19 protein-coding genes are annotated in these 21,899 nt (G+C 54.1%); 3 read left to right on the plus strand and 16 right to left on the minus strand.

Features of this window, described 5'->3' with window-relative positions:
* Positions 1–71: 71 nt before the first annotated feature.
* The 14 genes from JWZ98_RS22085 to gshB all read right to left on the minus strand — a co-directional run bounded on the left by JWZ98_RS22085 (position 72) and on the right by gshB (position 16,033).
* Positions 72–1,859, minus strand: coding sequence for a VWA domain-containing protein (locus JWZ98_RS22085; protein ID WP_205452192.1), 1,788 nt, complete (start codon positions 1,857–1,859; stop codon positions 72–74).
* Positions 1,856–2,842, minus strand: a complete 987-nt coding sequence (locus JWZ98_RS22090) for a VWA domain-containing protein (protein WP_205452195.1) — start codon at positions 2,840–2,842, stop codon at positions 1,856–1,858. The genes JWZ98_RS22085 and JWZ98_RS22090 overlap by 4 nt, the downstream gene beginning before the upstream one ends.
* A complete protein-coding gene (locus tag JWZ98_RS22095) occupies positions 2,839–3,297 on the minus strand; it encodes a DUF4381 domain-containing protein (RefSeq protein WP_240348383.1) in 459 nt (152 codons plus the stop codon). Before JWZ98_RS22095 ends, JWZ98_RS22090 begins: the two co-directional genes overlap by 4 nt.
* Positions 3,179–7,456 carry an EAL domain-containing protein gene (locus JWZ98_RS22100; protein ID WP_240348141.1) on the minus strand — a complete coding sequence of 1,426 codons (4,278 nt, stop codon included), beginning with the start codon at positions 7,454–7,456 and terminating at the stop codon, positions 3,179–3,181. Before JWZ98_RS22100 ends, JWZ98_RS22095 begins: the two co-directional genes overlap by 119 nt.
* A gap of 33 nt (positions 7,457–7,489) precedes the next feature.
* A complete protein-coding gene (locus JWZ98_RS22105; RefSeq protein WP_033157596.1) occupies positions 7,490–8,407 on the minus strand; it encodes a DUF58 domain-containing protein in 918 nt (305 codons plus the stop codon).
* Complete coding sequence (locus tag JWZ98_RS22110; RefSeq protein WP_205452208.1) at positions 8,408–9,394, minus strand: MoxR family ATPase; 987 nt, start codon at positions 9,392–9,394, stop codon at positions 8,408–8,410. It abuts the gene before it with no gap.
* Between the two features lie 66 nt (positions 9,395–9,460).
* Positions 9,461–10,165, minus strand: coding sequence for a TIGR00730 family Rossman fold protein (locus tag JWZ98_RS22115; protein WP_205452219.1), 705 nt, complete (start codon positions 10,163–10,165; stop codon positions 9,461–9,463).
* 56 nt (positions 10,166–10,221) lie between these two features.
* On the minus strand, positions 10,222–11,511 hold the full coding sequence (locus JWZ98_RS22120) for a dihydroorotase (RefSeq protein ID WP_205452221.1): 1,290 nt from the start codon (positions 11,509–11,511) through the stop codon (positions 10,222–10,224).
* 70 nt (positions 11,512–11,581) lie between these two features.
* Complete coding sequence (locus JWZ98_RS22125; RefSeq protein WP_205452224.1) at positions 11,582–12,547, minus strand: aspartate carbamoyltransferase catalytic subunit; 966 nt, start codon at positions 12,545–12,547, stop codon at positions 11,582–11,584.
* Positions 12,544–13,065 carry a bifunctional pyr operon transcriptional regulator/uracil phosphoribosyltransferase PyrR gene (pyrR, locus tag JWZ98_RS22130; RefSeq protein ID WP_036277634.1) on the minus strand — a complete coding sequence of 174 codons (522 nt, stop codon included), beginning with the start codon at positions 13,063–13,065 and terminating at the stop codon, positions 12,544–12,546. The genes JWZ98_RS22125 and pyrR overlap by 4 nt, the downstream gene beginning before the upstream one ends.
* A gap of 100 nt (positions 13,066–13,165) precedes the next feature.
* Positions 13,166–13,612, minus strand: a complete 447-nt coding sequence (ruvX, locus tag JWZ98_RS22135) for a Holliday junction resolvase RuvX (RefSeq protein WP_205452235.1) — start codon at positions 13,610–13,612, stop codon at positions 13,166–13,168.
* Positions 13,605–14,171, minus strand: coding sequence for a YqgE/AlgH family protein (locus JWZ98_RS22140; RefSeq protein ID WP_020483975.1), 567 nt, complete (start codon positions 14,169–14,171; stop codon positions 13,605–13,607). Before JWZ98_RS22140 ends, ruvX begins: the two co-directional genes overlap by 8 nt.
* A 16-nt stretch (positions 14,172–14,187) precedes the next feature.
* Entirely contained in the window at positions 14,188–15,081 is an 894-nt protein-coding gene (locus JWZ98_RS22145; RefSeq protein ID WP_205452236.1) for a TonB family protein, read from the minus strand.
* 1 nt (position 15,082) lies between these two features.
* The gene (gshB, locus tag JWZ98_RS22150) at positions 15,083–16,033 is read right to left on the minus strand and encodes a glutathione synthase (RefSeq protein ID WP_205452238.1); all 951 of its coding nucleotides are present in this window, start codon (positions 16,031–16,033) and stop codon (positions 15,083–15,085) included.
* 139 nt (positions 16,034–16,172) lie between these two features.
* On the opposite strand from gshB, the gene rpmB reads away from it, so the two are divergent.
* Positions 16,173–16,409 (plus strand): 50S ribosomal protein L28, encoded by a 237-nt coding sequence (gene rpmB / locus JWZ98_RS22155; protein ID WP_026147067.1) that lies wholly within the window; start codon positions 16,173–16,175, stop codon positions 16,407–16,409.
* Positions 16,410–16,420: 11 nt separating this feature from the next.
* The gene (gene rpmG / locus JWZ98_RS22160; RefSeq protein WP_013816853.1) at positions 16,421–16,576 is read left to right on the plus strand and encodes a 50S ribosomal protein L33; all 156 of its coding nucleotides are present in this window, start codon (positions 16,421–16,423) and stop codon (positions 16,574–16,576) included.
* A gap of 56 nt (positions 16,577–16,632) precedes the next feature.
* Here the strand turns inward: rpmG and JWZ98_RS22165 are convergent, their stop codons facing one another.
* Positions 16,633–17,964 (minus strand): cyclic nucleotide-binding domain-containing protein, encoded by a 1,332-nt coding sequence (locus tag JWZ98_RS22165; RefSeq protein ID WP_205452240.1) that lies wholly within the window; start codon positions 17,962–17,964, stop codon positions 16,633–16,635.
* 152 nt (positions 17,965–18,116) lie between these two features.
* Here JWZ98_RS22165 and JWZ98_RS22170 point away from each other — a divergent pair, with 152 nt between their 5' ends.
* Entirely contained in the window at positions 18,117–19,457 is a 1,341-nt protein-coding gene (locus tag JWZ98_RS22170; protein WP_129871458.1) for a DegQ family serine endoprotease, read from the plus strand.
* Between the two features lie 2 nt (positions 19,458–19,459).
* Here JWZ98_RS22170 and rep read toward each other — a convergent pair whose 3' ends face one another.
* On the minus strand, positions 19,460–21,466 hold the full coding sequence (rep, locus tag JWZ98_RS22175; protein ID WP_033157606.1) for a DNA helicase Rep: 2,007 nt from the start codon (positions 21,464–21,466) through the stop codon (positions 19,460–19,462).
* Between the last annotated feature and the right edge of the window lie 433 nt (positions 21,467–21,899).

Consider the following 21,899-nt stretch of genomic DNA (forward strand, 5'->3'; position numbering starts at 1 on the left):
CGTTTCATCGCGTCCAAAATTAAAATGTGTCGGTCTTAGGCTAATTCGTTCCGGATTCCCGATCCGTCAATTTACCAGGCCGGACCGGTCGGGTTAGCTCGATTGCGCTGACCGTATTGATATTTGAATTTACGCTTTAGTAAGCCCGTCGGCTCGTCGGGTATGCGCTTCAATAATTGCTTGTTGGCGCGCTCGGTTTCGTTTTTTTCCGTGGCTTGCGCGGCTTGTTCCTGGTCTGTCGGCTCTTGCTTGGGCGGCTGCGGCTCAGCTTGCTGTTTGGCCTCGGCTTCGGATTGTTGGTCTTCTTTCGCCTTATTTTGTTCCGCGTCCTGCTTGGCGTCTTCCTTTTGCTGGTCTTGCTGCTTTTGCTCCCGCCGCGAATCTTTGTCGGCTTGATCAGACTTGCCGTCCTGCTGTTGCTGCTGCTTTTGCTGTTGCTCAGACGAATCCTGTTTGTTCTGCTTTTGCTGGTCTTGCTGTTGATTCTCCTGCTGCTGTTCCTGTTCTTTCAGCTTCTTCTCGACCAGCTCCTTATTGTATTTCGCATCCTGATGCTTAGGATCAAGTTGCAGCGCCTGTTGATAGGCTTGCACGGCTTCTTGCAACTGGCCGGCCTGAGCCAAGGCATTGCCGCGGTTGTAATGGCCTTCCGCGCTTTGGGTGTTTTTCAAGGTCTCGGCGGCTTCTTGGAATTTACCGGCCTTGTATTGGGCGGCGGCACGCCAATCCGGATTGTCGAACTGCTCGGCGGCTTGTTGATATTGCTGTTGCTCGAAAGCCTGCTTGGCGCGTTGATCCGGCGTTTGCCACAAGCTCTGCCAGTCCAGCGCGTAGCTATTTTTCGGCAACGGCAACAAACACAGCAATGCCAATAACAAGCCTTTTCTAAATTGCAAAGCCGCCCAAGGCAATACCAGCAACAACAGCCAGGGCCCCTTTTCATCCCATTGTTGCAGCAACAGATTGCTATCCAAATTTTCGTTACCGGTTTCGGCGCTATTGAATAAACGCCCCAAATTCTCGACATCCGCATCGTTTGCCGTCACCGGCTGGTAAATGCCGCGACCGTGTTGCGCCAGCGTGCTCAGCGCGGCCTCGTCCAACTTGGCAACCACGATGGCGCCATTGCTATCTTTTAAAAACCCTGCGCCTTGCAACTGGATAGGCGCGCCTTCCGGTGTGCCCATCGCCAGTACCGAGAGCCGGTAATCGCCCAGCCAGTGTTCGGCCTGCTCAGCGACATCGCTATCAACGCCGTCGGTGACCAGCAGGATATGGCCCTTGACCAAGCCGGCTTGGCGCAGCAATGCCACCGCCGCATTCAATGCCGCACTGGTGTTGCTGCCCGGACTGGGCATGATGTCGGTGGTCAGGGCGCTTAGCTGGCTATCAATGGTCGCGGTATCGTTTGTCAACGGGGTTACGGTAAACGCATCGCCGCCGTAGACCAGTAATGCAGTTTGGCCGTCTTTGCGCTGTTTTAATAAATCGGCAATTTTGTAACGGGCCTTGGCGATACGGCTGGGTTTGATGTCGGCGGCATCCATGGACTTGGACAAATCCAGCGCAATCACCAGCGCGGCATCGTTTCTAAAAGCCGGGCCGGGCAAGCGCTGCCAAGTGGGGCCGGCCAGGGCGATTATGGTTAGCAACGCGGCAAAGCCGGCACCGAACAAAGGGCCACGCGATGCTTGCAACGGTTTGTCTTGCAAAATAAAGGGCAGCAACTCGGCATCGCACACCTCGCTCCAGTTGCCACGTCCTTGTCGATGCCGCACCAGCAAAATCAAAAACAGCGCGGCCGGCAATAATGCCAGCAACCACCAGGGCCGCAGGAAATGAAAATCGGCAAAATTCATGACCACCTCAAGCGGGCCAAGGTTAAGCATCCCGTCAATAGCAAAGCCAGACCCAGCGGCCAATAAAATAGCTCACTGCGCGGCCGAAAATATTGTTTGTCTTTTTCAACCGGCTCCAGCTGATCCAGCATCCGGTAGATTTTTTCCAGTTCTTCGGTATTGCGGGCGCGGAAATAATGGCCGCCGGTCGTATCGGCAATCGCAGTCAGGGTTTTTTCGTCCAGATCGGCGGACGGATTGACCCGGCGGGTACCGAACAGGCTGCGCACCAATACTTCATCGGCACCTATGCCTATCGTGTAGATTTTCAGCTTATGTTCGGCGGCCAGTTCAGCGGCTTTTATCGGCGTTAATTCGCCGGCGGTATTGGCGCCGTCGGTCAATAAAATCAACACGCGGCTGGCATCTTGCTGTTGTTGCAGTCGCTTGATCGCCAAGCCGATGGCGTCACCGATTGAGGTCTTCGGGTCGTCTTCGGTGATGCCGATAAACGCCTCGTGCAACAAGGTTTGCACGGTCTTGCGATCAAAGGTTAACGGCACGTGCAAGTAAGCTTGCGTGCCGAACAGGATTAAGCCCAGGCGGTCGCCGACCCGGCGCTGAATAAACTCGCCGGCGACATGTTTGATGGCGGTTAGGCGGTCCACGCGCTGCTTGCCGATGATGAAATCTTCCTCCTGCATACTGCCGGAAACGTCCACCGCCAGCATCAAGTCGCGGCCGCTGACCGCTTGCTCGATGGGTTCGCCGAGCCATTGCGGACGCGCGGCGGCCAACAGTAAACAGGCCCAGGCAAAAGCTGCCAGCCATAAAGGCCAGCGCCGTTCGCTGCTGACCACCCGCGTTTCGCTGGGGCCAAGATCGTCCAGAAACGGTACTTTCAATGCTGCCGTTTGGGCGATGGCACGCGCCGGCAACAGCCAACGCAATAGCAGCGGTAGCGGCAGTAGAGATAACAACCAGGGCCAGTACAATTCGATCATCGTTTTTTCGCCTGTTGTTTCAACCAGCGTTCGCACAATTCAAACAAGGCCTCCAGTTCGGTATCGGCGGGCGGTGTTTGCCGATAATGGCCGTCGGCCAGACAACGGCCGGGGCCTAGGGTAAACGGCGCATCCGGCAGTGATTGATCCAGATAGCTAAGCCAGGCTTCGCCGCGCAAGCTCGCGGCATCGCTGCGCGGCGCAGTACTGATGGCTACGCGCCGCAACAGAGCCGATAAAGCCACCAAGGTCTGTCTGGCGTCGGCGCTGCCGTCCCGGCGAAGCGCTGATAACAATTTGCCGGCGGTTTTCACCGCTGTCTGCCGGCGGATGCGTTTATAAAAATACCGGCACAAAAAAATCAACAACGGCAGCAATACCGCTAACAACCACCAGCCCGGCGCCGGCGGCCAAAAAGCCACCGAATCGGGCAAATGAATATCTTTTAAAGGCAATGGTTCCATATTGAATATCTACATCGCGTCCAAATTGGGGAGTGGGGTATACAAAATCAACATGTCGTCGATTTGCTGCAATAGCCCGCAGGTCGTTAAAACCCGCCTGCGCGGCATCGCGCTGGCCGGTCTCGCAGCGTTTCAACAAACTTTCGGCCAGGACATGCAATTGCCGCTGTAATTGTTCGATATGTTCCAGCCAATCCTGGGCATACTGTCGGTCGTGTTGTACTTGCTTCAGCCAGCGGCCCAGATGGGTACGACGCTGGTCCATGATGGGCCAGCTTTTTACGGCACCTTGCGGCTCTGCGAACAGGCAGGCCTGGACCCGCTGCAACCACTGCCGGGTGTCGAAGCGGCGAATCGCTATGTCAACCTGTTCCGCCGACAGCTCGGCATCCGCATAAATTTGCCAGTCGTCGAAAGGCCGGTAAGCAATCACCCAGTCGGCAATCGCCGCTGCCGGCATCGGCCGGGCAATCGCATAACCTTGCAGCAGATGGCAGCCCAGCAGCAACAGCACGATACCTTGTTCCTGACTTTCCACGCCTTCCGCCACGACTTCCCGGCTAAAAGCCTGACTGAGATCGATCACGCTGTCGATGATGGCATAGTCGTCCGGATCGTCGAGCATGTCGCGGACAAAGGTCTGATCGATTTTTACGGTATCTACCGACAGATGCCGCAAATGCGTCAACGAGGAGTAGCCGGTGCCGAAGTCGTCCAGGGCCACGCTGATGCCCAGTTGCTCGCGGCAGCTGGTGATAATCCGGTTCACTGCCGACAAATCATCCAATGCGGTACTTTCCAGAATTTCCAATTGCAGGTAGCGGGCGTCCAGTTCCGGATGAAGGCGTAAAGTGTCTTCGATATAAGCACCAATCCCGGACCACAACAAATGATAGGAGGAGATGTTGACGCTGACCTCCAACGGCAAGCCGCGCGCATGCCAGCCCGCCAGCTGCTCGCAAGCTTGCGCGATGACCCAATTGCCGATGCGGATTTCCAGATCGGTGGAGGCAATCACCGGTAGAAACTCCAACGGCGGCACCATGCCGCGCTGCGGATGCAGCCAGCGGATCAAGGCCTCCACGCCTTTAACCTGGCCGGATTTAATATCCACCTTGGGCTGGTAATACATGCACAACTCGTTGTTTAAAAACGCCGCTTCGATGTCGCGCAGTTGTTGGTGGCGATGCATGATTTGTTGGTCGTGGCTGGCATCGAACAACTGGCAACGGTTTTTGCCGGCCAATTTAGCCTGGTACATGGCATAGTCGGCATGCCGCAATAAGGCGTCGGCGTCGGCATCATCCAGCGGATATACGGTAAAACCGCTGCTGGCGCCGACCGAAATCGGCTGATCGTCGATGACATACGGCTGGGCAATCGCCCGGTGAATGCGCATGATGGTTTGCTCGCATTGTTCAATCGAGTCTATATCGCCCAGTAGTAGCGCGAATTCGTCGCCGCCATGCCGCGACACGCTGTCTTCCTCGCGAATCGCGCTTTTGATTCTTTCCGCCACTTCCACCAACACCCGGTCGCCGATGTCGTGGCCGAACTGGTCGTTGACCGGCTTGAAGCCGTCCAGGTCCAGGAAGCAAATCGCCAGCAAAGTGTTCTCCCGCTTGCTATGGGCGATGGCTTGATTCAAGCGATCAGCGAATAAAATCCGGTTCGGCAGGCGGGTGAGCGGATCGTAATGGGCAAACAATTCCAGCATCTGTTGCTGCTGCTTGGCCTGGGTGACATCGGAAAATAGCCCGATATAGTGAGTGACCTTGCCGTCGGCATCACACAAAGCAGAAACCGTTAGCCACTCAGCATACAACTCGCCGTTTTTTTTACGGTTCCACAATTCGCCTTGCCAATGCTGCGCTTCATGCAAGGCTTGCCACATATCCCGGTAAAAATCCGCACCGTATTTACCGGATTGCAAGAGGCTCGGGTTTCGGCCTATCACTTCAGCGCGGCTATAGCCGGTAATCTCGGAAAAAGTCGGATTCACATCGACGATGATCCCGCCAGGATCGGTAATTAAAATACCTTCGTGCGCCTCGCTGAATACTCGCGCAGCCAGTTTCAGATGTTCCTCGGCCTGCTTGCGTTCGGTTATGTCGCGGGTCAAACCCAGCAAGGCTACGATATTGCCTTCCGCATCGCGCATCGGCACAGCGTGGGTATCGAACCAGCGTTGCCGGCCTTTCAGGCCGACGATTTCAAATTCCAGTGTGCCTGATGCGCCGGCAAACACCCGCCGAGTCAATTTTTTAAAGGCTGCCCGGTACTTAGGCAATACCAGATCCTCCATGCGTCCTTGTTGGGCTTGCTCCAGCGTCTCGGCTTCTATCATGTCCAGACCGGCGCGGTTCATTTGCAATAAACTGCCGTCCCGCGCCAGCAGTTTCACACACTCCGGTTCGGAATCGACGATAGTGCGCAGCTTTAACTCCGATTCCTTGGCGATATTGGCGGCGGTTTCCAATTCCGCAACCGCGTCGGCCAATGCCTGGGTGCGTTCTTCCACCAAAGCTTGCACGGAGGCGGTTCTGCCGCTGATGATCAACAATAAAATACTCAGCAAGCTGGTAAAACAGAGCCCGCCGATCAAAGTAATCAAAGGTAGCGATGAACCTTGTTCGTTGACGAAATCGCTATCCGGCGTGACGGTAATTTGCCAATTACGATCCACAAACGCAAAATTATGCTGCCATTTTTTTAAGTCGTAGTTTAACGACACCGGTTTGCGTACCGGTTTTACATACAAAGCCGTTTGTCCGGCGGGCGCGCTGAGGTCATCAATGCTGATACCCAGCGTATCGGTGTTGAGCCCCCTGGTGACTGTTTCCACCATTTTGGCCGGCAGTAAGATTGCCGAGACATAACCGGTAATATCCAAGACGTCGCCGCCGGAGCTATGCCGGCGAACCGGAATGGACACCAAAATACCGGGATCGGTATCGTCACGCTGCATTAGCGTCAGTTTTTGCGAGGCGGTGGGTTTACCGCTGGCGCGGGCCAGGATTTTTGCTTGCCGGCTAAGAGGATTTGTCATGGAATCGAAGCCAAAGGCTTTTTCGTTGCCGGCCATCGGCTCCACAAACATGATCGGAAAATACTCCTGCCGGGCACTTGCATGCACCAATTGACCGGCACTATCCCGTTCGATGACGCGAAAATCAGGAAATCCTTCGGCGCGTACCGCTTGTTCGAAGGCCGGTAAATCAGCTTGGGTAATCAGAGGTAGCCATTCCAGGGCTTGGATTTCCGGATGGCGTTGCAGGATACCCTGGGAAAACACGCTAAATTCGGCTCTGCTCACCTGCCCGGATGCCAGAAATACATCTCTTAGCGCCAGCGTACTATCGATTACATCAATGGCATATTCCGCCAGCAGCCGGTCTATCTCGGCGGCCCGACTGTCGAAAGCTTGTTGAATGCGTGCGCGTTCCGCTTGAAAGGCTTGCAAAAATACCAGCACCAAACCCAGCAGCGTGCCCAGTAAGGGTAGCGCGACACTCAAGCGCCGCGCCTGCCAAAGCGCACGGGGGCGTCCGAAATAACAAAACAATAGCGGCGTCACTATCATCACGCCCAAACTGTCGCCAACCCACCAGTTTCGCCAGGACGACCAGAGTTGCGCCTGGCTCATCAAGTCCAATGAATAAAGTACGGCTGCGCCTACGCTGGGCGCGATCAGACAGGCTACCGGCCCGGCCAGGACAAAAAACTTGAGTATGGCGGCCGGACTATCCAATTTGGGCAAACCCGGCTCTACGTAGGCTTTGGATAAAGCCAGAGCCGCCAACGCCTGCAAGGCGCTACCGCCGCCAATGGCAAAGGAGGACATCGCAGTTTGCGCGGTCAATTGACCGGAAAAATCAATAGTCACCAGAAAATTGCTGAACGCCGCACCCAGCCAGATTCCGGGCCAAAGCCTGCGGCCACCCATAAATAGCGCAGCCAGTGCGATGCCGGCTGGCGGCCATAGCGGACTGGCATAGCCGGGCGGAATGATCATTTTGCCGCCCAGCCAGCCGCCGGCAAACATCAGCAAACTCAGTACGCCGATTTGTATCAGTAAAACCAACGGGCTGACGAGCGCGATACTTCGTGTCTCGTTATCCGGCACCGGAAAATCTGTTGAATGAGACAAATTGGGGATGCGCATGGCCAGATTGAGAAGGTCTTAGGCCGCCGGACGCGCGCGGGTGCCGTTCAATGCGTCCAAAGGCATTTGCTGGGTCGTGCAGGGTATCAAGGTCAGACGCAGTTTATTGGCCAGCTTTTGCAGATACGCCTGCCGGTCTTGGAAGCGTTGCCGATAGGCTTGCAGGCGCTGTTTGTCACCACTATCGAACAGCACTTCGCGCCAGCCGTCGGTAAAGCGGTAGCGGCCTTGGGTCGGTAAACTGCTTTCCAGCGGATCGGCGATGTGTACCAACACCACCTCGCAATGCCGGGCCAGATTGGCCAGATGATTTTCGGCCGCGCTATTCATCCCGCGAAAATCGCTGAGAATATACACCCGGCTGCCGGGCCGGGCATGATGCAGCAATCTGGCCAGAGGCTGCGCCAGGTTGACGACAGCAGCACCGTTGTAATCCGGATTGACCAGGGCATTTAAAAACCGTAACAGCGCCGGTTTGCCGGTTTGCGGTTTTACTTCCTGGCAACCGTCATCGCTGAAAATCTGCCCGCCGATGCGGTCGCCTTGCTTCAGTGCCGCCCAAGCCAGTAAACCGGCCAAGCGGGCAGCCTGCACGGATTTGAACACGCCGCGCGTGGCAAAAGCCATGGTGGCGCGGTAATCCACGGCAATGAACATGGGCCTTTCCCGTTCTTCCTTGAAAATCTTGCTGTGGGGCTTATCGGTGCGGGCCGTGACGCGCCAGTCGATGCGCCGCACATCATCGCCGGGTTGGTAGAGCCGGGTTTCGTCGAAGGCCATGCCGCGGCCCTTCAGATGCGACAGATAATTACCGCTTTGCGCGGCGCGGATATTGGCGTGCCCCAGACTGAGCATGCCGGCCGGCTTGGCTAGGTCCACTAGGGCTTTGAGAGTGACCGTCACCCGGGGGTTGTCGGTCGCTGGCGATTTATTCATTTAGGGTACGGCAATTCTGGCTATCAATTCTTTGATCACATAATCGCTGCTAATGCCCTCGGCTTCCGCCTCGTAAGACAAAATCAGGCGGTGGCGCAACACGTCATAAGCCATATCTTGAATGTCGCCGGGATCGACGAAATCGCGCTGTTGCAGCCAGGCCTTGGAGCGCGCGCAGCGGTCCAGAGCAATGCTGGCGCGCGGGCTGGCGCCGTATTGAATCCAGCCGGCCAAATCCTGACCATAAGCGCCGGGATTGCGGGTTGCCAGCACGATTTGCAGCAGATATTGCTCCAAGCTGTCGGCGAGATATAAATCCAACACTTCACCGCGCGCGGCGAATAAGGCTTGCTGGCTCACTTTAGGCGGTGCGCTGCCCTGGTTTTGCAGTGCGCCCTTGGCCTCGGCGCGGGCCAAATGCAGAATGGCTTGCTCGTGTTCGGCATTGGGATAATCGATTTTGACATGTAGCAGAAACCGGTCGAGTTGCGCTTCCGGTAAGGGGTAAGTGCCTTCCTGCTCAATAGGATTTTGCGTCGCCATTACCATAAACAAGGGTGGTAGCGGATACGTGGCTTTACCGACCGTGATCTGCCGTTCAGCCATGGCTTCCAACAAAGCGGCCTGGACTTTAGCCGGTGCGCGGTTGATTTCGTCGGCCAGGATTAAGTTATGAAACAACGGACCTTTCTGAAACTCGAAACTGCCTTGCTGCGGCCGGTAAATTTCCGTACCGGTCAAATCGGCCGGTAATAAGTCCGGGGTAAATTGCACGCGATGAAAGTCGGCTTCTATGCCTTGGCTGAGCACGTTGATGGCGCGGGTTTTCGCCAAGCCCGGCGCACCTTCCACCAACAAATGACCATCGGCCAGCAGGGCAATCAACATCCTTTCAACCAGCACTTCCTGGCCGATGATCTGGGTGTTGATGTGAGTTTTGAGGTTTTGTAAGGCGGCTTGGCTGGGGCTAAGACTTGTCGCAGTCATGTGTATAAAAAATCCTTATGTTTAACGAGGTTGTGACCGAGTTGAGTCCTGAAAGTTGCGCTATGTCTAATTTTTACGCTGCAGATCTTTCCACTCGCGATGCGCAACCATGATGTCGACCACTTCTTGCGGATCGTCGGTGACGGTAATCAGCTTTAAATCTTCCGCGGAAATGGTGCCGTATTCCATCATCTTGGCTTTCATCCAATCCATCAGTCCGCTCCAGAAATCAGTGCCGAACAATACCAACGGAATCGGATAGATTTTGTGGGTTTGCATCAAGGTCAAGGCTTCGAAAAACTCATCCAGCGTGCCGAAACCGCCCGGCATACATACGTAACCGATCGAGTAGCGCACGAACATCACTTTGCGCACGAAAAAATAACGGAAATTCAGCGAAATGTTTTGGTAAGGATTGGGGGTTTGTTCCATCGGCAATTCGATGTTCAAGCCGATAGACGGTTGATCATGCAAAATCGCGCCTTTGTTGGCGGCTTCCATCACGCCGGGCCCGCCGCCGCTGATCACGGCAAAGCCTTCCTTGCTGAGCATTTCCGCCAGTTCCACAGTTTTTTGATAATAAAAATGCTCGGGCGGCAAGCGGGCGGAACCGAAAATCGAAATCGCGTCGCACAATCCGGAGAGTTCGTCGAAGCCTTCGGTAAACTCGCTGATGATGCGAAAAATCCGCCAGGATTGATCGCCTTTCAGGTCGTCGATGATACTGGAGGACGTCGAGCCGTCAGTGCGGCGATTTTTGATGCAACTCATGATTTATTCCTTAAATGAGCACGCTGTGCTAATGGCAATGGGACGAAATAACCTGCTCACGACGGCTCAACCAAGCGATACGCCAGCTTACCGGCCAGCAAGGTATGGGTCACGCGCCCGGTCAAGGTCTGCTGCCAATACGGCGTATTGCAACCGGCGCTAAGCCAGTTGTCGCGATTAACCTGCCAATTGGCTTGTGGATCGAAAATACACACATCAGCCGCAGAACCCGGCGTTAATGCGCCGCTAGCCAGGCCTAAAATGTGTGCAGGTTTGCAGGTTAGATTGGCGATGGCTTGCGACAAACCGATGCGATGTTGTTGGGTCAGTGCCAGCGTCAATGGCAACAGGGTTTCCAGTGCAGCCACGCCCGCTTCGGTTTCCGGAAATGCGCCGAGTTTGGCATCCAGGTCGTGGGGTTGGTGATCCGAGCAGATCGCGTCTATGGTGCCGTTAACCAGGCCCTCGCGCAGATATTGGCGGTCGATGGCGCTACGTAGCGGCGGCAACACATGATAGTTGCTGTCGAACGGGGTAATGTTGTCTTCGGTCAGATGCAACTGATGAATCGCCACGTCGGCCGTGACGTTCAGGCCGTATTTCTTGGCCTGTTGCAATTTGATCACCGATTGTTTGCAACTGATTTGACTAATATGCACCCGACAACCGGTCAACTCCGCTAACTCCAGGCACTGGGCCAACGCAATCGATTCGGCGGCCTCCGGAATACCCGGCAAACCGTAGCGGCTGGCTACCGCGCCTTCATGCGCACAACCCTTGCCGGACAGGGCGGGTTCATTGGCGCGATACATTAATAGCAAGTCATGAGTGGCGGCATATTCCATCGCCCGCCGTAATATCAACAAATTGCCGAGCGGCTCGCTGGCGTTGCTGACGGCAATGCAGCCGGCCTGTTTCAACGCGAACATCGCACTGAGTTCGCACCCGGCCAAGCGCTGCGTCAATGCGCCGATGCTATAGATTTGCGGGTAGTCGGCTTTTTCGGCCTTGTCCTTGATGAACTCGACTACCGCCGGGCTATCGATGCAGGGTTTGGTATCCGGCGGCAAGCACAATGAGGTGACGCCTGCGCTAAGCGCGGCGCGAGTTTCGCTGAGGATATTACCTTTTTGGGTATGACCGGGTTCGCGCAAACGCACGCTGAGATCGATGAAGCCGGGGCAGACGATCTGACCGTTGGCGTCGATTGTCTGCTCGGCCGTGAAATCGGCGGCTTGCTCCAGCACGGAGACAATCTTGCCATCAGCAATACAAACTGGACCGATGGCGTCGATGTTGTTGGCCGGATCGATGATGCGGCCGTTTTGAATCAAAATCTTGGTCATGACGCACCTCCCTGTGCGTCACCCTTACGGGCCGCCGTAGGCGGTGCAAAAATCCTGTCCTGTATTTTTGTCATGCCGCACCTCCCTGACTGTGCATCGCCATCGACATAATCGCCATCCGCACAGCCACGCCATTACTGACTTGCTGCAAGATCACCGATTGTGGGCCGTCGGCGACGCTGGAGGCAATTTCCACACCCCGATTGATCGGTCCGGGATGCATCACAATGGCATCGGCTTTGGCGCGTTTAAGCTTGGATTCGGTCAAACCAAAACAGCGGAAAAACTCGCTTTCGCTGGGCAAAAACGCCGAATTCATGCGTTCTTTTTGCAAACGCAGCATGATGACCACATCCACATCGGCCAAGCCCTCGTCCATGTCGTGAATCGGTATCACGCCCATGGTTTTGACTTGCGCCGGTAATAGCGTTTTGGGGGCTATTACCCGCACTTCGGCAACGCCCAATGTGTTCAAAGCCAAGATTTGCGAACGCGCCACTCGCGAATGCAAAATATCGCCAACAATGGCGATCTTCAGGCCGGCGAATTGTTTCTTGTGTTGCCGAATCGTAAACATATCCAGCATCGCCTGGGTGGGATGGGCGTGCTGGCCGTCGCCGGCGTTGATCACGCTGATATGCGGGGCGGTGTGTTGAGCGATAAAATGCGCCGCCCCGCTCAGGGCATGGCGAACCACGAACATGTCCACGTGCATCGCTTCCAGGTTGTGAATGGTGTCCAGCAGACTCTCCCCCTTGGAAGTGGCGGACGTGGCGATGTTCATGCTCAGCACGTCCGCCGACAGCCGGGTGGCCGCCAGCTCGAAGGTGGTACGGGTGCGGGTGCTGTTTTCGAAAAACAGGTTAACGATGGTTTTGCCGCGCAGCAATGGCACTTTTTTGACTTGATGTTCGGACATGCCGGCAAATGATTCGGCGGTATCCAGAATTTCGGTCAGCAGCTCCTTATCCAGGCCTTCGATCGTCAGAAAATGCTTGAGCTTGCCTTGTTCGGTAAGCTGGATGTGTCGGGTCATGCCGCCACCACTTGTGGGGATTGAATCTCGATGCCCAGTGGATCAGGACCGGTCAGTTTGATACGTTGATCGCCGGCCAGATCGATGCGGATACCGTAACAGTCCGGTTGCAAGGGAATCTGCCGACCGTTGCGCTCTATCAATACCGCCAGTACTACTTGATTGGGGCGGCCGTAATCGAAAATCTCGTTCAACGCGGCACGGATAGTGCGGCCGGTGTAAAACACATCGTCGATCAGAATGATGTCGCGGCCTTCCAGATGCGGCGGCAATTGGCTGGTCTTGACCTTGGGATGCATGCCGATTTGCGAGAAATCGTCGCGATAAAACGTGATGTCCAGCATGCCCAAGGGTTCGCTCATACCCAAGCGTTGATGCATATGGCGTGCAATCCAGGCTCCACCGCTATGGATGCCGATCAGCAAAGGGTTATTTAGCTTACGCTCGCTAATTTGCCGGCGAATCGCGGCTTCCAGAGTGTCGAGCAGGATATCGATATTCAGAGTGGTGATGGGCATGGCGGTTACAGGGGGAATCTTGTTATTGTTATAAAATTCGGGAAAAAGCCAAAAGCGACAGGATAAAAGGCTGTTTGGCCGTAAAACCGTTTTCGTCTTTTTACTGATCAAACCAGCTTTGCAGAATTATCTGAGCGGCCAGTTGATCTTGCACGGACCACAGTTTAGCAGCGCTAACCTTTAGGTCGTCGAACAGCATTTGTTTGGCTGCGAACGTGGTTAGCGTTTCATCGATTTGATGCACCGGCAGATTGTAACGACCATTCAGCTGGCGGCAGAACTTTTGCATGCGCGGAGTAATAATATTATCCGAGCCGTCTTGTTGCCGGGAAATGCCGACCACCAGGCCTATGGGCCGCCATTCGGCGATCAACAGACCGATTTTATGCCAGTCCGGAACCTGATTAAGCGACTGGATGGTTTGCAGCGGACTGGCAATGCCGGTATCGGCATGCCCCACTGCGATCCCAATTTTTTTGTTGCCGAAATCAAACCCTAAATACGCGTCACTGCTGAATTTTGCCGCTAGCGGATCGACCTTAACCATGACCTGCCGGCGTGGTCAGACGGTTAATATCGATACCCAATTGTCCCGCCGCCGCATTCCAGCGCTGGCTGATCGGCGTTTCGTAGAGTATCTCTTCACCGCACGGCGTGTTCAGCCAGGCGTTTTCGACCATTTCTTTCTCTAGTTGCCCGCTACCCCAGCCGGCGTAACCTAAGGCGATCAAATAATGGTTGGGACCTTTGCCTTCGGCGATAGCCTCCAGAATGTCGCGGGAACTGGTGAGGGTGATATTCTCGGCCGTGCTGATGCTGGAATCCCAGCGCTGTTCACAGGCATCGTGAATCACGAAGCCGCGTTCCTGCTGTACCGGGCCGCCAGCGAACACCGGGGTTTCCAATACATTTTCCAGCTCAGTTTTAATCCCCATTTGCTCGAAAATATCGCGTAACTTCATACCGGTCGGTCGATTGATGACGATGCCGAGCGCACCTTCTTCGTTGTGCTGGCACAGATAAGTCACCGTGTGGAAAAAATGCGGGTCGGCCAAGCCGGGCATCGCAATCAAAAACTGGTTATTTAAATAAGTAACGTCTGTCATTGGAGTGCTGTATGGGCTAGCGGGCAGTCATGCCGGTTTCGTCTGAGAATTTCCAGACCCTGGTAATCACCAAAACGTTCACTTCTCTCAACAAATCATCGGGTAAAGCGGCAAAGGGCGCACTCATTTTCACAATCCGTTTCGCGGCGTCATCCAGTGCTGAATTGCCCGAAGACCGGACGATTCGCATGCTGTAAATGCTGCCGTCGGCATTGATCCCCACGTCCATGGTCAAGGATTGTGAAACGCCTTTTTTGCGCGCGGCCTCAGGATAATTCAGATTGCCGGTGCGCTCAACCTTGTCCTCCCAATCCTTGACATATTGCGCCGCCAGATACTTATGCGTGCTAATCGAGTTGACGAATTTAATCTTAGTATCTTGCGCGCTTTGCTGGGTATTTCTGATGCGCTCGCCGAGTTGAGCGATTTGTTGCTGAAGCGCTTCAGGCGATAATTTGGGGGCGGATTCCTGAACTTCAACAGCTTCCGGTAATTCTACCGGTTGCTCGGGTTCCGTCACCACCTTAACCGGCGCTTTGGCTTGGGTAAGCAGTCTCTCGGCGACCGGTTTGACTTGTGTAACCACCGGATGCGGCAAGACTTTCTTTGCCGGCGGACTGAACGGCTGTTCCTGAGTCGCAATTTTTTGCTGCGGCGGCTCCGGTTTGCGCGTTTCTTCGCCGGCACCTATTTGATGTTCTGCCGCCAGATGTTTCGCATCCTTGGGCGCCTTTTTCACCGGCGCATGAGCCACGGTGATTTCAATGGAACGGTTAATCTTGGGCGGTTGCGGTGCGGTGAAATTAACCCCCAATAACACGATCACATGCAGCACCGCCGCCACAAACAAAGCCGTCAGTAGCGAATCGCCTTGCGAGAGCGGCGTGGGAGTCAATTCCGGCGCGTGCATATCAGGCCTGGCATTGGGCGGCGATGTGATCCATTAGTTGCGCGCTAATATTGATACCGAACTGTTTATCCAGCTCCTGTACGCAGGTCGGGCTGGTGACATTCACTTCAGTCAGATAATCGCCGATGACATCCAAGCCGACAAATATCAGGCCTTTTTCGCGTAAGGTCGGCCCCACTTGTTCGGCAATCCAGCGATCACGATCACTCAAAGGCCGGCCTTCGCCACGACCGCCGGCAGCCAGATTGCCACGGCTTTCGCCGCTGGCCGGAATCCGCGCCAGACAATACGGCACCGGTTCGCCATTGACCACCAGGATCCGCTTGTCGCCATCTTTTACAGCGGGTAAATATTTTTGCGCCATGATGTAACTGTTGCCGTGCTGGGTCATGGTTTCCAGGATCACGCTGAGATTGGGGTCGTGTTCTTTGACGTAAAAGATCGAAGCGCCACCCATGCCGTCCAAGGGCTTCAGGATGATTTCCTGGTGCTCTTTTAAGAAGTCGCGGATTTTTTGCGGGTCTCGGGCTACCAAGGTGTCGGTGCAGCATTGCGGAAACCAGGCCGTGAACATTTTTTCGTTGGCGTCGCGCAGCGATTGCGGTTTGTTGACCACATAAACGCCTTGCCGCTCGGCCTGTTCCAGCATATACGTGGCGTAAATATATTCCTGGTTGAAGGGCGGATCCTTACGCATGATAATCGCGTCCAATTCGGACAAGGCGATTTGCTTTTCGCCGAGAAACCGATGCCATTGTTTTTCGTCGCGCTCGACTTCCAGCAGGCGGGTGCGAGCGTACGCATCGCCGTTGCGCATATACAGGTCGGAAAGTTCCATGTAATGCAGTTCCCATCCGCGCGCCTGGGCTTCCAGCAGCATCGCGAAACTGGTGTCCTTTTTAATATTGATTTGGCCGATGGGGTCCATGACCACGCCGAGTTTAATAGTCATTAAAGTCCTGTAAATTCCGAAGCAAGGGGAAATAAAACCGATTTTATCAAATTTATTTTGCAGGCTGTTGTTTACCAACAAAAGTTTTTTTGTTATAAAGCGCGGCTATTTTGAATTAAAAGCTCGCATTGAGGTAGTCATGTCCAGAGTATGCCAAGTAACAGGTAAACGCCCAGTAACAGGGCACAACGTTTCACACGCGATGAACAGAACCAAAAGACGTTTTACGCCTAATCTGCACCACCACAGATTCTGGGTTGAAAGCGAAAACCGTTGGGTTCGTTTGAGAGTATCTTCCAAAGGTATGCGTATCATCGACAAAAACGGCATCGATGCTGTTCTGGCCGATATGCGTAAACGCGGCGAACAATTTTAAGGAGACTGAACATGCGCGACAAAATCAAATTGGTATCTAGCGAAGGCACCGGCCATTTCTACACCACCACCAAAAACAAAAAAACCATGCCTGAAAAGATGGAGATCAAAAAATTTGATCCCGTGGTTCGTAAGCATGTGATGTACAAAGAAGCCAAAATCAAATAAACACCGTTTTATTGATCCGCTTTCAGGCGTTGGCGGGCTAGCAAGGTTTTGTCCGACTAGCCACCGCCACCGGCTTTCTTAAGCGCTTCCAGTTCGGCTTTTAACGATTCCGTAAACTTGGCAAGTGCCAAATATTTCATCTCCAAAGCCTTTTTCTCAGCTTCCAAAATATTATATTTGGTTTTCAGCTGCTGCAGAAAGCGCCGTAAACGCTCCATGTCGTCTTGTATTGAGGATTGCTCGGTGAACGAGTGATTCGTCTCGCCTTCGCCACCGGCTCCTCTAAAATTACTCGTCTCAATACCGTCGTCGATCGGAAACGATGAAGGCGCTTTCAGCTCATCCGGGTTAATGCTGTCGATACCGCCGCTTAAGATCAGCGCATTGAATTTATGCCGCATCAGGATAAAAGCCGCCGTTTCGCTAATCTTGCCGTTCTGGCAAACCACGACGATGGGATGCTGCCTATTCAAGGTTTTTAGCTGCATGCGCAAGGAAAAAAACGGCAGATTGATGCTGAACGGCAAATGCTTTGGCTTGTATTCATCGGGCTCGCGCACATCGATCAAATCCGCACCCTTGGTCACCAAGTCTTGAGCGTCTTTATAGCTGATATATTTAAGCGTCGGCTGTTTGATCAAGTTCAGAAACTGCTCCTTACCCAATCGCAACAGACAAACATCCGTCAACGCACTGACCGTAACGTTGCGAGGCTCGCCTGAAATCAATGCATCCTCACCAAAAGTATCCTGATCGCTGAGTTGCGCCAGCTTAATCTCCTTGGCGTTGGGTGCAGGTTTCCTGCTCACCAAGCATTGCCCTCGTTTGATGATGTAGTAAAAGTCGCCCTGCTCACCTTGATTGACAATGACAGTGCCTGCATTCACGCGCACTTCCTCCATGCCCATCAAAATTTTTTGCAAATTAGCCGGAGGCAACGCTCGAAATACCGGCGACTTCAACAATGTCGTCATCCAGTCGTCATTATCCTCCACCTCTTCAGCTACCATAAAACTCTCTGCTTCTTCATACGGGACATCTTGAACCGATTTCATCATATCAGCATTCAAACGCAAAAAACGAATTCGGCTATTGGCAACGGCATGCACTTTCCTGGGGATTTGATGCGCCAGCGCAAAGCGCGCCGAGGGGCTATCGGACTTGATCGTTTCGATCTTTAACAGATCGGTCTGTAAGGTCACGCTGCCATCGATCAAATACACCAGATCGTTAGGTTCATCCCCGCATTTGAACAAAAATTGGCCTTCTTCCGCATCCTCGACCTTGATTTGTGCGCACAGCGCCTCAAATTTACTGAAGGGCAAGGTGGATAGCGGAATTAATTGCCGAATCACACGGCCTTCAGCGGAATGGATGTCGACAGCCACGTACTCGTCGCGAATAAAAAGTGAAGGGAAACCAACAAGAAAACTTAATCTATGATAGTCGATTATTAAGTAAACTCTCAGTGAAACATTTTCCCGCCCAGCGAGTCCATGCTGGCAACTTAACTGCCTGGAATGCAAAAACCATGACGAACATGAACAAACTATTCCTGATTATCTTGTTTGGCCTGAGCAGCTGGCGAGCCAGCGCAGAATTGCCCGGACAAGTCGACGGCGCACCTTTGCCGTCCCTGGCGCCGATGCTGGAGCAAAGTATGCCCGCCGTCGTTAACATTTCCACCTCGACCAATGTGCGGGTGCAGGAAAATCCGTTAATGAACGATCCGATGTTTCGGCGTTTTTTCAACATCCCCAAAAACCAGCGGCAACAGCAGAAAAACAGCTTGGGCTCCGGCGTGATCATCGATAAAGATCAAGGTTATGTGTTGACCAATAATCATGTGATAGACAAAGCGGACAAAATCACCGTTACCCTTAGCGACGGCCGGCAGCTCAACGCCAAACTGCTGGGCACCGATCCGGAAGCCGACGTGGCGGTGATCCAAATCCCCGCCGACAACCTCAGCGCATTGAAAATAGCTGATTCCAGCCAACTGAAAGTTGGCGACTTCGTGGTCGCCATCGGCAACCCGTTCGGCTTGGGCCAAACCGTCACCTCCGGCATCGTCAGCGCGCTGGGTCGCTCCGGCTTGGGCATTGAAGGTTACGAAGATTTTATTCAGACCGACGCCTCGATCAACCCCGGTAACTCGGGCGGTGCTTTGGTGAATTTACGCGGCGAATTTGTCGGCATGAACACCGCTATCCTCGCGCCCAGCGGCGGCAACGTCGGTATTGGTTTTGCGATTCCATCGAATATGGCAACTCGGCTGATGGAATCCTTGGTGCAGCACGGCGAGGTGCGCCGCGGCTTGCTGGGTGTGACCACGCAGGATTTGACGCCGGAACTGGTGAAAGCCTTTGCCTTGAAAAGCCAGCACGGCGCGGTAGTTAGCCGGGTAGAAGCCGGTTCGCCCGCCGAAAAAGCCGGTCTGGAGCCGGGCGATATTATTCTGAACATCAACGGTCAGGATGTGAAAGGCGGCAGCGCCCAAATTCGTAACGCGGTGGGTTTGCTGCAAATCGGCGATACCGCCAGCCTGGAAATCATGCGCGGCGAAGAACGCAAATCACTGCAAGCCACCATCGGCAAGCCGAAACGGCCGGAGCTGGACGGCAATAAACTGCATCCGACTTTAAGCGGTGCCGTGCTCGGCGTGACTCCCAAGGATCAAGTGGAAGGGGTGATGATCGAAAAAGTCGAACAAAACTCCAAAGCCTGGAAAACCGGCCTGCGGCCCGGCGACATCATCGTCACAGCCAACCGCTACCGGGTCAGAAATCTGGACGAGATCAAGCAAGTGGTCAACCCGAATGCACCGTTGCTGGTCAATCTGCAACGCGGCGGCGAAGGCTTTTTCGTGGTATTGCAATAAACTCAATTCAGCATCGTTTTCAGTGCGGCCAGGCTGGCCTTGCCGCGCTGTTTAATTTCTTCCGGCGGCAACTGTTTTTTGTTGGCCCATTCCAAATCCTCTTCCGGCAATTCGTTTAAAAATCGGCTGGGTTCGCACTCGGTCAAGTCACCAAAACGCTTGCGGTGCGTGCAATAGCTAAAGGTCAAGGTCTGCTGCGCGCGGGTAATGCCCACGTAGGCCAAGCGCCGCTCTTCTTCGATATTATCGGTTTCGATGCTGTTTTGATGCGGCAGCAGGTTTTCTTCCATGCCGATCAAAAACACGTGTGGAAACTCCAGGCCCTTGGCGGCATGTAAGGTCATCAAGCTGACCTGGTCGCCGGCTTCGTCTTCTTGATTGCGGTCCAAAATATCCAGCAGCATCACCTTGGCAATCACATCGGCCAGCGACTGTTCACTGCCTTGCTCCTTGGTGGCGATACGCTGCAGCCATTCGATTAACTCATACACATTTTTCAGTTTACGTTCGGCGGAAGCGGGGGTTTTGCTGTTTTCCTGTAACCAAGCCGAATAGTTGATCTCGTCTATCATCCGGTTGACGACGACAAAGGTATCCTCGCGCTCGACCTTGATCGCCGTCTCTTTCAACCAATCGCAAAACTTGCTCAAGCGTTGTACCGACTTTTCCGGCAGCCGTTGTTGCAGGCCTAACTCGTTGCAGGCTGCAAACAAACTGATATGCCGCTCGTTGGCATAGGCGCCGAGCTTTTCCAGCGTGGTCGGCCCAATCTCGCGGCGCGGCGTGTTGATCACCCGCAAAAACGCCGCATCGTCGTCGCGATTAACCAGCAAACGCAGGTACGCCAATACATCCTTGATTTCCGCATACGAAAAAAACGAAGCGCTGCCGCTGATGAAATAGGGCACGTTATTTTCGCGCAGTTCCTTTTCGAACAAGCGCGACTGGTGGTTGCCGCGATACAGAATCGCATAGTCGCCATAGCTGCCGCCGGTTTTGAAGCGGTGATGCACAATCTCGGCAGTCACTTGCTTGGCTTCGGCCACGTCGTTTTTATGGCTCAGCACCCGTAGCGGGTCGCCGTAGCCCAACTCGCTCCAGAGTTTTTTCTCGAACGCATGCGGATTATTGGCGATCAACTGATTGGCTACTTTCAAAATCCGCCCGGCGGAACGGTAATTTTGTTCCAGCTTGATAACTTGCAAGCGGCTGTAATCTTTTTGCAACTGGCTGAGATTTTCCGGTTGCGCGCCGCGCCAGGCATAGATGGATTGGTCGTCGTCGCCCACCACGGTAAAGCGCCCCAAATTACCGGCCAGTAATTTCACCAATTGATACTGGGTGATGTTGGTGTCCTGGTATTCGTCCACCAGCAAATAGCGAATCTTGTTCTGCCATTTTTCCAAAACGTCGGGATGTTGTTGAAACAGCAGCACCGGCAGCAAAATCAAATCATCGAAATCGGTGGCGTTATAAGCCTTGAGACTGCGGGTAAATGCCTCGTAAAGCAGCGCAGCAGGCAAACTGTTGGCATCGGCTTGGCTCAAAGCCTGGATGGGCGTCACAAAGGCGTTTTTCCACTGGCCGATTTGCCAGTTGTACTGCTCGACATTATCAATGTCGCAACCGCCGACGCCATGGCTGATCAGATTGCGCAGCAAGGTCAGCCGGTCCTGTTCGTCGAACAAGGTGATCGCCGCCTTATAGCCCAGGGCTTTGTGTTCCTTGCGCAGAATATCCAAGCCCAGGGAATGAAAAGTCGATACCCGCAAGCCGCGACTGGCTTTGTCATCAATCAGCCTGCCGACCCGGCTCTTCATTTCCCGCGCCGCCTTGTTGGTAAAAGTCACCGCCGCGATATGTCGCGCAGGCGTACCTTGCTGCACCAGATAAGCGATTTTCTCGGTAATCACCCGCGTCTTGCCGCTACCGGCACCGGCCAGTACCAACAAGGGATGATCGATGGTTTTAACGGCAGCGAGTTGTTGGGGGTTGAGTTTGGGGGACACGAAAACAAAGGGGTTATTGACAGGCCGGCCATTATCGCAGGGCTAGCTAAAATTGTGTGAACTTGGGCGAATGGGCGTTGGCTTAATGGGAGCTCGCGGAGCACATTGTCTTTTTGGAAATCGGAGACATAGCACCGAGAGTCGTGCAGCCTCAATGCAGCGTCAGCGAAATCAAGGACGTCGGCTTACCGACTACCAATTCTAAAGCGCATGATGAGAAAAGACAGTGCCTAACATGGCAGTCAAACGGACGGGCAAAAAGCTTCGCTTTGCTCTACGTGGCGCAACAAACAAATGAACATGACACACATCAATCTTGTTGCCGTACTTTTGCTTGGCGCGGTTACGGCCTTATTCCCTGGGGCAGCGCTGATTAAATTCCCCGCCAGGCTTTGAATCTGGTGTTCAGTAGTTGATCTGGCGACGATCCGAG

The sequence above is a fragment of the Methylomonas sp. EFPC1 genome (assembly GCF_016925515.1).
In the GTDB taxonomy this organism is placed as follows: Bacteria; Pseudomonadota; Gammaproteobacteria; order Methylococcales; family Methylomonadaceae; genus Methylomonas; species Methylomonas defluvii.